A 9405-nucleotide genomic window follows, 5' to 3' on the forward strand; every position below is an offset into this window, starting at 1 on the left:
TTACGGTGGCGGGAGGGTGCATCGTAGGCTGCATGCGGGCCTTCCGTAACCATCGGCAACCGGCCAGGCCTCGATCCGAAGCCGATTACATCTATAGGCGGACCCGGCGGAGATCACGAGACAATTTGAACTCCTGAGTGGGGTCAGGGGTTCGAGTCCCCTTAGCTCCACAGCTTGTCACAACACGAACACGTGGCATATGCAACTGTGCGGAGTTTCCTCCCATCGGCCCGCATTTGCGTAAGCACCGTGTCCAGCAACCCCGCTCGGTCGATCCAGCGAGCCTTGTGCCCCTGTCTCGGGGTGCCCTTCGCCTGCCGGCATCCGCTCATGCCGATTTATCGTGCACGCGTTGTCATCGGTGGCGACCTGGTCACGTTCTAGACCTCACCGTGGGCGCCGAGATCCGCGGCCGATGAGGATGTAGGGCGCCGGTGCTGGCCACTCCGCGACAATGCCGTGTCGGCTGCCCGGCGCGGGATCGGTCCAATTCTCGCGCCGGGCAACGAGGATTGCCTACCGCACCGGCTGGTAGACGAGCACGCACACTCCGCCCGAAATGACGGTTGTGTCGACCAGCTCGAGGTTCACGCGTTCGGCGTCGTCGAACAAGCTCCTGCCCTTTCCGAGTAGGACCGGATGAACCAGGATGCGGTACTCGTCGATGAGGTCGTGTTCCAGCAAGCTGTGCATAAGTTTGTGGCAGCCGTACAAGACCAGATCCTGACCGGGTCGTTGCTTGAGTTCGGCGACGCCGTCGGCGACGTCGCCCTTTATCAGGTGGGAGTTGTCCCAGGACGGGTCGCCGACCGTGGTCGAGGCAACATATTTGGCCATGCTGTTCATCTTGTCGACGTAGGGGAGCTGTCCCGACAGTGATGGCCACACGGCGGCGAAAATCTCATATGTCTTACGGCCCATGAGCAGACCGTCGCTGTTGGCCAGAAGGTCCGTGTGATACTCGACCGCTCCCGCATCGTTGAAGGGAACCGCCCACTCCCGGATGTCGTCGACTCGGCCGTCCAAGGTCGCGTAGGTCGACACAATCAGTTTTCTCATCGTCTGCCTCTCTTCGTTCACGTGGCCGCTGTGTGTGCCATCGCCTCGGCGGCTGGACTGTCCGAGCCGTCATCAAGACAGTCGCCGCAGCATCGGAAAACTGTGCGGCCCGCAACCGCACAGTTCGCGGGCCCGCGTGCGTCAGTACAGGATGGACAAGCGACAAGGCGTAGAAAAGAGCAAGGACGCGCGGATGGAACCGGTAAGAGCCGACCTGATTTCGAGAGCGCGGGCAGGAGACAGCGAGGCGTTCCGAGCGCTGACCGACCCGCACCGCCGAGAGCTCCAGGTGCATTGCTACCGGATGCTCGGCTCGTTCCAGGACGCCGAGGACGCCCTCCAAGACACCATGCTGGCCGCCTGGCAGGGCCTGGCCGGGTTCGAAGCACGCGCCTCGATCCGTACGTGGTTGTACCGGATCGCTACCAACCGATGCCTCAGCACACTTCGTTCGGTCGGCCGCCGACCCGCCAAAGCATGGGACAACTCCAGACTCGAGCTGCCCGAGCCGTCACGACTCGGCGAAATCACCTGGCTCGAACCGTTTCCCGACGCTTTGCTCGACAGGGCCATCGATGTGCCGGTGGGCCCCGAGGCCCGATACGAACAGACCGAGTCCATCTCCATGGCCTTCGTGACCGCGTTGCAGGTCCTGCCGCCTCGCCAGCTCGCTGTCTTGATCCTGCGCGACGTCCTCGGGTTCCGAGCGAACGAGGTCGCCGAGATGCTCGACTCGACCGTCCCATCGATCACCAGCGCCCTCAACAGAGCCAGGGTCGGTCTGCAACAACGATTGCCGATCGCCGAGCACCGGCCGGCTCCCGCCCCGGGCTCACCCGCCGAGGATGCAATCGTTGAAAAGTTCGTCCGCGCCTACGAGTCCGGAGACATCGAGGCATTGGTGACCCTGCTGACCGATGATGCCTTCAGTACCATGCCGCCGATTCCCCTCGAGTACCACGTCCGCGACGCGGTCGCCCGACTGTGCGCCGCGATCCTGCGCGCCGGCCCCGGATTCGATCTGGTCCCGACCCGAGCGAACGGCCAACCAGCGTTCGGGGCCTACCTGCGCTCGGCCAGCGGCAACCGTCCCGGGACCGGCCTGCTGCTGCTCACCCTCAGCGACGACCAGATCCGTGGCATCACCCGCTTCGACAGCAGCGCACTGCCCTGGTTCGGGCTCCCGCCGTCGCTGCCGAGCCGATAGACACGTGCGTCGAGCGCGCTTCGCACCATCGACGTGAACGTGATGGCCGGCGGATTCGCACTCTCCTGCCGCTGACCGGGCGGTCCACAGTCACACGACATTGGCCCGCCGCTCGACCGCTTGCCGCTATCGAACCCCGCTCGCCGCGCGGGTGCCCACCGGTTGAACACGGATCTGCGGTCCGGCCACTGTCAGGGTGTTCGCGTTGTGGAGCGTTAGGCCCACAAAAAATACCAGGTCAGGCTCGGTTTTTAACCGGGCCTGACCTGTTTTATTTAGCCAAGCCCCACGGAAACCCCACGGTTTGCATTCTGGTTTGTATCGGATGGGCCGGTGGGTGTGGTGATCCTGGGCGTCCGAAAGCGCACAGCCGAGTTTCGGTGCGCCCGGTATGCGGCATTTCCGGACGTTCGGCCTCCAATGAGTCCCGCACAACCCGGCGCGTGGAACCGGCTTGTCCGCCGCAATGGCCGTCGCTCGAGACGACGGACCCGGGCGGCCAGGGATGTCGGTGGCTCATGGCAGTGTCAGCCGCTGTGACTGCTTCAGCTGATGACGACGCCTGGTTTCATGATCATGGACTGTGTTTGCCGACCTTGATCGCGATCAATGAACCGGGGGCGTCGTGAACACCACGACCGGTGGCCTCGGGTGGATGTACGGCAGGGATCTGCCGCTGGTCAACCTCACCTTCGCCCGTCAGATCAACGCCCGAGAGCTGTTGGAGCGGATGGGCGTCGACCAGGACACGGTGGCGGTGCGCGGGATGGAGGACTTCCACTACGAGCTGGGCGGCCTTCTCTACGAACGTGACGGATATGTGGTCACCGCAGGGCATTACCGAAGCTGGGCCTGGGTAGAGGAGCACGGTAGCTGGAAATCGCGGGAAGACCCAGGACTGATGCTGCGCGCCTCGATCGGAACCGCGGCACTGGAGTTGCATTCCACCATGAAACCGGGAGTGGTATTCCAGTACGCCGAGAACGGCCGTCTCATCACCGGACTCGACACCACCGACCTCGTCAAACGGACAGGCCATGAACCGCACCACTTCGACACCGAGATCCAGGCCCTCGGCGCCCGACTCGAAGAAGACGAATACGGCCGCGAATACGGCCCCTTGGGATCCCTCGGACTGTTCTACAGGCTTGCGGAGAACCTCGGTGTCGGGGTGCCTGAAGAAGATGCCCGCATCGACCGTCCCGTCCTCAGCGGCCGGCTCCTTCCCCCAGCCTCGCGGTAGTTGCCGAGTCACCCAACCACGCGCGCCGACGTTTCGTGTGATGCATACGAACCATCACATAATCGGCATGAGCGCGCACAGTTGGCGGGCCCAGTCGGGCGAGATGATCTCGGCCCGTTGATCTTCGGAGCGCTCGTGCTGGTCGGTTCGGTCAGCGCGGTATGCGGCAATGTAGTGCGTTTCGGGCGCGGATCGTGGATTGGCTGCGGCGGGCGTACACAGTCGGCGCATGCTCTTCCGAGGGGTCGCGTTGGCCGATTCACCGCCGAGCAACTCAATGGAGGCGGGCGGATTGTCAAGCAAATCGAGGGTGCCCACGGTGACCGGTTGACGCGAACCTGGGCTGCCCAGAGACCTGGCTGAATGACTGGACAGTAGGCTAGCTTGCAGGATCAGTGCACATGAAACGCTTTTGACGGGTAGGAGGTCGGACGCATGGCACGTACACGCGACGCCGAGCAGTCGGGTGCGGCGCGGCGTGGTCGGATTCTGGCCGCGGCGATGTCCATGTTCGCCGAGAAGGGGTATCGCGGGGCTTCGCTGGCAGCGGTCGCCGAGGCGGCGGGCATTACCCGGTCCGGTGTGTTGCACCATTTCTCCAGCAAGGAGGCGCTGCTGTCGGCGGTGCTGGCCGAACGCGATCAGCAGGCGTTCGACGCGGTCGAAGTCGATCGCGAGTACGAGGGGCCGGCGGTGCTGCGTGCCCTCGAGATCGTGAATGATTTGGCCGAGCGGAACCGGGCTGAACCTGAGCTCACCCGGCTGAGCCATCTGGCTCTCTTCGGCTCTGCCGACGCCCCAGATGTGGCGCATGAGTGGTCGAATCAGCGCATCCGGACCTACCGCGACAACCTGGCCGGGGTGATCGAGCAGAGTGCCGCCGCCGGCGATATTCGCGCCGATGTCGATGCCGAGGCTGCCGCGCTGCTGGTGGTGGGCGCGCTCACCGGCCTGACCGAACTCTGGCTGCGCGACGACTCGCTGGACATGGTGGGCGCGGTCCGGATGCTCACCGGCCTGCTGCGCCGGGATCTGGCGCCGGAGCAGGACTGACAGACTCACCGTCCCGGTCCCACCGGGCGATCCAGGTCGGCATTGGCGACCAGGTCGCCGGTGAACCGTTCCCGCAGGAACTGCTGCGCCGTGGCCTGCCGCTTCGACGCCTCCGCGGCGTGCTCGCCGCTCGGGTCGCGCACGGTGACGACGGTCGTGCCGCCGCGCCGCCAGGCCGCGACCAGATCGTCGGCCTGGGCGACCGGCACGACTTCGTCCGAGTCGGATTGGTAGTCGAGAATGGGCATCGTCGGTGCGGCGCCGCCGAGCGAATTCCGTTGCAGCGCTTCGGTCAGTCGGGTGTCGTCGTGGTACCGGTCGGCGGTGGCCGCGGCCAGCCGCCAGAACGGGAAGCGAATCAGCAGTTCGATCACGCACGCATCGGCGGCGGCCGCGGTGTCTGCCCGGCCGCGCTCGTTGAGCAGCTCGTCGAACCGGGCGTCGGGGAACTCGCGCTGATACGACACCAGCACGCCGACCAGAAAGCCCGAGAACACCCCGCCGTCAACGTTGTTCATGACCGCGGGCAGGCTCGCGGGTACCCCGCCGAGGGCGGCTCCGGCGAAGGTGAGCTCAGGCGCGTAGGCGGGCTGTAGTTCCGCCGCCCAGCCGGTGGCCGCCGCTCCGCCGGAGTATCCGTCCAGCGCCCAGCGGGTATCCGGTCCGAGCCCGGCGGGCGTGAATGCCCCGGCGGCCCGAACCCCGTCCAGGATGGCGTGCCCGGACTGCGGGCCGGTGAGGAATGCCGACTTTGGCCCCTCGAAGTCGGGTACCGCCACCGCCCAGCCCTCGGCCAGCATGGCGGCTATCTGATCCCCGGATTGCAAAGTGCCCGTGGCTATTCCGTAGGAGGGCGCGCACCGGGTGCCGGTGGAGTCCTCCGGAATCTGTTCGGACACGGCGGGCCGGGAGCCCGGACCGGTCCATGGCGCGGTCGGCACCAGCAGCGTGGTGACGCCCAGCTCCGGGTTGCCCAGCGAATCATTGGTGCGATACGACACCTGCCAGGCCCGCACCGGGACCGTCAGTCTGGTTCCGATCTCCCGCCCCGCCACTACCTGGCCGTTGCGCAGGGAGCCGATGTCGGGTGGCGGGGCGTAGAACGGATCCTGGTCCGGCACAACGGAAACAGTGACGGTGGAAGGTTCCTCGGCGGACACCGGTACGGTGGCGGACATCGGCAGGGTGGCGGCCGCCGCGGCGACGGCCAGTGCGGCAGCGACCGCAAGACGTGAAACCATGAAATGCGCTCTCTCGGTTTATAGTCGAATCGTCGGCCCGCCGCCCCACCGGCCGTTACGGGGTTGTCAGTTACCGGATCCGCTGCTGCTGCCGGACCCTCCGGCGCTGCTGCCCGACGCCATCGGGGGCATGCGCAGCACGGCATCGGGGACGCCGGTGCCGTTCGGATCGAGCACGCCGCCCTGGTGGGCGTACATGCTCTCGCCGGGTGCGGCATTCACCGTCGAGATGTAACGCCACACGCCGTCGGCCAGTGCGGCGCCACCGGCGACGAGCGTCCCCAGCAGCCCGCCCGCGCCCGCGAAGGCGCCGATGGCAGCGGGTGCGGTCGCCACGCACGCGGGCCCGACCACCAGGCACGAGCCCAGACCGATGACCGCGCCGACCGCCGCGCCGAGCAGCGCGCCCGCGATCGATCCCAGCGGCACCTTGGCCATATTGGCGGCGAAGTCGTTGACTGCCAGCTGTTCCTCCATGGGGGAGGCGACCGGTTTCAGCCCGGTATCGGGTGTCAGTGTGAGGGCGCGCCCGAAGTCCGTGACCTGGTACCGCATCGGATGCAGCACGCCGTCGAGCAGATATCCGGTCGGCAGGCTGAGGACGGATTGCCCGTCCAGGGCATGGATTTCGACTCCCTGCCCGTCGGCGGTGCCGGTGAACAGTGCGTGATCGAGCACCGCCAGCACCGAGTCGCCGACCACGCGGGCAGCGATAGTGGGCTCGACGGCGCTGGGGTCGGGCTCGGCGGGGGCGGTGCCGGTCCCGGCGGCGACCGCGCAGATGGTCAGGGAGGCGACGGAAAGCGTTGCGCGAAGGTTCATCTCGGAATTCCTCGGTGCTTTCCGGCTCAGTTGCCCTCGGCCGGCGCGGCCGGAACGCCTGGCCTACCCTGGAGGTCCTTGGCGTAAATGCTCTGTCCTGGAGCCGCATTGAGCGTCGTGACGTACTGGTAGACGGCGTAGGCGGCCGCGGGTCCGCCGCCGATGACCAGCCCGGCCAGGCCGCCGACGCCGCCCACCAGGCTCACGATCGGCAACACCGCGACGATGCAGCCCAGACTCAGGACCACGCAGGACGCGCCCGCCACGGCGAAACCGACGCCGATGCCGATGGCCGCGCCGATGGCGGTGCCGATCAGGGTGCCCACCGAGGTGCCGATGCTGACGGCGTTGATCATGTCGTTCATGGCCAACTGGTTCTCCAGCGGCGAGGCGACGGGAGTCAGCGGCGCGGCGATAGGACTCAGCGTCGAGCGGTCGACGGCCGTGGCGTCGGGCGTCAGGCGCAGCATGCGGCCGTCGTCGGAAACCTGCTGGCGAATCGAGAGCCGCTGCCCGTCGATGGTGTAGGCCAGCGGTAGCGAGTCCAGCACGGTGCCCGCGTCGTCGCGGATGCCGATGGCGTCCGCGGCGGCCGGGGTGAAGGTGCCGTGGTCCAGGCTGACCACCACGGTGCCGTCGGTCAGGCCGGCGTGGTAGCCGACGGGTGAGACCGATTGTTCGGGAGCCGCGTTCGCGGTGGCCGCGGTCACGGCGACACCGGCGACTGCACAGGCGGCGATTAGACCCGCGCGACGATTCTTCATGGGAATACCTCAATTGTTCGTACTGCCTTACCGTCGGAGAGCATACCGACTGATGAGTCAGTCTGCTATAAAATCGCCAAACGAAAAATAGGCACATTCCGTGCGGAAAGGATTCCGACAATGCATCGACGCTCTGAGGTAGCCGGCACATGACCCCGAAGCTGCCCGCCGAATTCCTGTGGGGCGCGGCCACCTCACCGCATCAAACCGAGGGAAACAACATCGGCAGCGATTGGTGGGCCCTCGAAAACGCCGAACACCCGGTCGTTCCCGAGCGCAGCGGCGACGCTGTCGACAGCTATCAGCGCTACCCCGAGGATATGGCCCTGCTCGCGGGAGCGGGCTTGAACGCCTACCGGTTCGGCGTCGAGTGGGCGCGTATCGAACCCGAGCGGGGACAGGTCTCGCTCGCGGCGCTCGCCCATTACCGCCGCATGATCGACACCGCGCTCGACTGCGGTCTCACACCGGTCGTCACGCTGCACCACTTCACCGGCCCGCGCTGGTTCGCCGAACTGGGCGGTTGGACGAACCCGCACGCGGTCGGACATTTCGCCCGGTTCGTGAGCGCCGTGGCGCCGATCCTGGGCGACGTGCCCTGGGTGTGCACGATCAACGAGCCGAACATGGTCGCCACCATGGCGGGCGCGCAGCGCGCGGTTCCGGACGCGGAAGCCGTGCGGGCCTTCGCTTCCGGCGCGCTGCCCGACCCGGACCCGGACGCCGCCCGCATACTGATCGAGGCCCACCACATCGCCACCGAGATCGTGAAGACCGAGACCGACGCCGCGGTCGGGTGGAGTGTCGCGCAGCAGGCGTTCGTCGCCGCCTCAGGCTGCGAAGAGCAACTGGCACAGGCGAATCGGCTGTGGGAGGACCCGTACCTGGAGGCCGCCCGCGACGACGATTTCGTCGGCACCCAGGCGTACACCAGCCGGGTGGTGGGCCCCGACGGTCCCATTCCGCACGCCGAGGATCCCGGCAACACCCTCACCGGCTGGGCCTATCGGCCGGACGCACTGGGCATCGCGGTGCGCCATGCCTGGCGGGTCACCGGCGGCACTCCGGTGCTGGTCACCGAGAACGGCATTGCCACCGCCGACGACACCCGGCGCATCGCCTACACCACCGCGGCACTCGACCACCTGCGCCTGGCCGTGGCCGACGGCGTCGCGGTGCGCGGTTACCTGCACTGGTCGGCGCTGGACAATTACGAATGGGGCCACTGGCGGCCGACTTTCGGGCTCATCGCGGTGGACCGCAAGACCTTCGCTCGCACACCCAAACCCAGCCTGGCTTGGCTGGGCTCGGTCGCCCGCGAGAACGTACTGCCCGTCGTCGCCGGTCAGGAAACGCGGCCGTGCTGATCTACAAACTGGGCCGTCGCTACATGCTCCGGACCTCCATCGCCATGCGCGCCTCGCAATTCGCCGAGCTGCCGGCGCCCACCGGGCGGGTGGTGTTCTTCGGCGACAGCATCACCGAGGGCGGCCTGTGGGACGAGTGGTTCCCGCAGGTGCGTCCGGTCAATCGCGGGATCGGCGGCAATACCGTCGATGATCTGCGAGCCCGCCTGGATACCGCCATCGACGCACCGGCGGCCGTCTTCCTGCTGGTGGGCACGAATGATCTCGGGCTGGGCCAGACGCCCGGTCAGGTCGCCGAGAATCTGCGCGGGCTGGTCGCCGAGATTCGTGAGCGGGCCCCGCACGCGCCATTGTTCGTGCAGAGCGTCATGCCCCGCCGGGTGAAGTTCGCCGAGCGGATTCGCGAATTGAATTCCGTCGTTCGAGAAATCGCCGCGCAGGGCGATGCGGTGTACATCGATCTGTGGCCTGCCCTCGCCGACGTCAATGGCGCGCTGCGGCAGGAATTCACGCGTGACGGGCTGCATTTGTCGGGTGCGGGGTATGCCGCCTGGATCGAGGTGCTCCGGCCGCGAATCGCCGCCCTGCGTCTTGAACGCTGAGCACTTCCTATAACAGGCCGCTGGCCGGAACGGAATCCGTTCCGGCC

At 67.0% G+C, this 9405-nt stretch carries 10 protein-coding genes; 5 read left to right on the forward strand and 5 right to left on the reverse strand.

The window, feature by feature from the left end; genetic code table 11:
• Positions 1–516: 516 nt before the first annotated feature.
• Positions 517–1080 (reverse strand): dihydrofolate reductase family protein, encoded by a 564-nt coding sequence (locus ABZW16_RS41435; protein WP_354961633.1) that lies wholly within the window; start codon positions 1078–1080, stop codon positions 517–519.
• Between the two features lie 172 nt (positions 1081–1252).
• Between ABZW16_RS41435 and ABZW16_RS41440 the strand changes: the two genes are divergently transcribed.
• Positions 1253–2266 carry an RNA polymerase subunit sigma-70 gene (locus ABZW16_RS41440; RefSeq protein WP_354961634.1) on the forward strand — a complete coding sequence of 338 codons (1014 nt, stop codon included), beginning with the start codon at positions 1253–1255 and terminating at the stop codon, positions 2264–2266.
• A 625-nt stretch (positions 2267–2891) separates the two neighbouring features.
• Positions 2892–3509, forward strand: a complete 618-nt coding sequence (locus tag ABZW16_RS41445) for a DUF6461 domain-containing protein (protein ID WP_354961635.1) — start codon at positions 2892–2894, stop codon at positions 3507–3509.
• 54 nt (positions 3510–3563) lie between these two features.
• Here the strand turns inward: ABZW16_RS41445 and ABZW16_RS41450 are convergent, their stop codons facing one another.
• On the reverse strand, positions 3564–3827 hold the full coding sequence (locus ABZW16_RS41450; protein WP_354961636.1) for a hypothetical protein: 264 nt from the start codon (positions 3825–3827) through the stop codon (positions 3564–3566).
• A gap of 117 nt (positions 3828–3944) precedes the next feature.
• On the opposite strand from ABZW16_RS41450, the gene ABZW16_RS41455 reads away from it, so the two are divergent.
• Positions 3945–4562 carry a TetR/AcrR family transcriptional regulator gene (locus ABZW16_RS41455; RefSeq protein ID WP_354961637.1) on the forward strand — a complete coding sequence of 206 codons (618 nt, stop codon included), beginning with the start codon at positions 3945–3947 and terminating at the stop codon, positions 4560–4562.
• A 5-nt stretch (positions 4563–4567) separates the two neighbouring features.
• On the opposite strand, the gene ABZW16_RS41460 is transcribed toward ABZW16_RS41455, so the two are convergent.
• The 3 genes from ABZW16_RS41460 to ABZW16_RS41470 form a co-directional block, all read right to left on the reverse strand.
• Positions 4568–5803 carry a lipase family protein gene (locus tag ABZW16_RS41460; protein WP_354961638.1) on the reverse strand — a complete coding sequence of 412 codons (1236 nt, stop codon included), beginning with the start codon at positions 5801–5803 and terminating at the stop codon, positions 4568–4570.
• 66 nt (positions 5804–5869) lie between these two features.
• Positions 5870–6625 carry a hypothetical protein gene (locus tag ABZW16_RS41465; RefSeq protein WP_354961639.1) on the reverse strand — a complete coding sequence of 252 codons (756 nt, stop codon included), beginning with the start codon at positions 6623–6625 and terminating at the stop codon, positions 5870–5872.
• Positions 6626–6651: 26 nt separating this feature from the next.
• The gene (locus ABZW16_RS41470) at positions 6652–7389 is read right to left on the reverse strand and encodes a hypothetical protein (protein ID WP_354961640.1); all 738 of its coding nucleotides are present in this window, start codon (positions 7387–7389) and stop codon (positions 6652–6654) included.
• Positions 7390–7538: 149 nt separating this feature from the next.
• On the opposite strand from ABZW16_RS41470, the gene ABZW16_RS41475 reads away from it, so the two are divergent.
• Positions 7539–8756 carry a family 1 glycosylhydrolase gene (locus tag ABZW16_RS41475; RefSeq protein ID WP_354961641.1) on the forward strand — a complete coding sequence of 406 codons (1218 nt, stop codon included), beginning with the start codon at positions 7539–7541 and terminating at the stop codon, positions 8754–8756.
• Entirely contained in the window at positions 8750–9358 is a 609-nt protein-coding gene (locus tag ABZW16_RS41480) for a GDSL-type esterase/lipase family protein (RefSeq protein ID WP_354961642.1), read from the forward strand. Before ABZW16_RS41475 ends, ABZW16_RS41480 begins: the two co-directional genes overlap by 7 nt.
• The last annotated feature ends 47 nt before the right edge of the window (positions 9359–9405 follow it).

It is taken from the genome of Nocardia sp. NPDC004604, from assembly GCF_040609795.1.
In the GTDB taxonomy this organism is placed as follows: Bacteria; Actinomycetota; Actinomycetes; order Mycobacteriales; family Mycobacteriaceae; genus Nocardia.

Coding starts and splice junctions, on each gene's coding strand:
- ABZW16_RS41465 (WP_354961639.1), bottom strand. CDS start 6,625: ATGAACCTTCGCGCAACGCTTTCCGTCGCCTCCCTGACCATCTGCGCG.
- ABZW16_RS41460 (WP_354961638.1), bottom strand. CDS start 5,803: ATGGTTTCACGTCTTGCGGTCGCTGCCGCACTGGCCGTCGCCGCGGCG.
- ABZW16_RS41475 (WP_354961641.1), top strand. CDS start 7,539: ATGACCCCGAAGCTGCCCGCCGAATTCCTGTGGGGCGCGGCCACCTCA.
- ABZW16_RS41470 (WP_354961640.1), bottom strand. CDS start 7,389: ATGAAGAATCGTCGCGCGGGTCTAATCGCCGCCTGTGCAGTCGCCGGT.
- ABZW16_RS41455 (WP_354961637.1), top strand. CDS start 3,945: ATGGCACGTACACGCGACGCCGAGCAGTCGGGTGCGGCGCGGCGTGGT.
- ABZW16_RS41440 (WP_354961634.1), top strand. CDS start 1,253: ATGGAACCGGTAAGAGCCGACCTGATTTCGAGAGCGCGGGCAGGAGAC.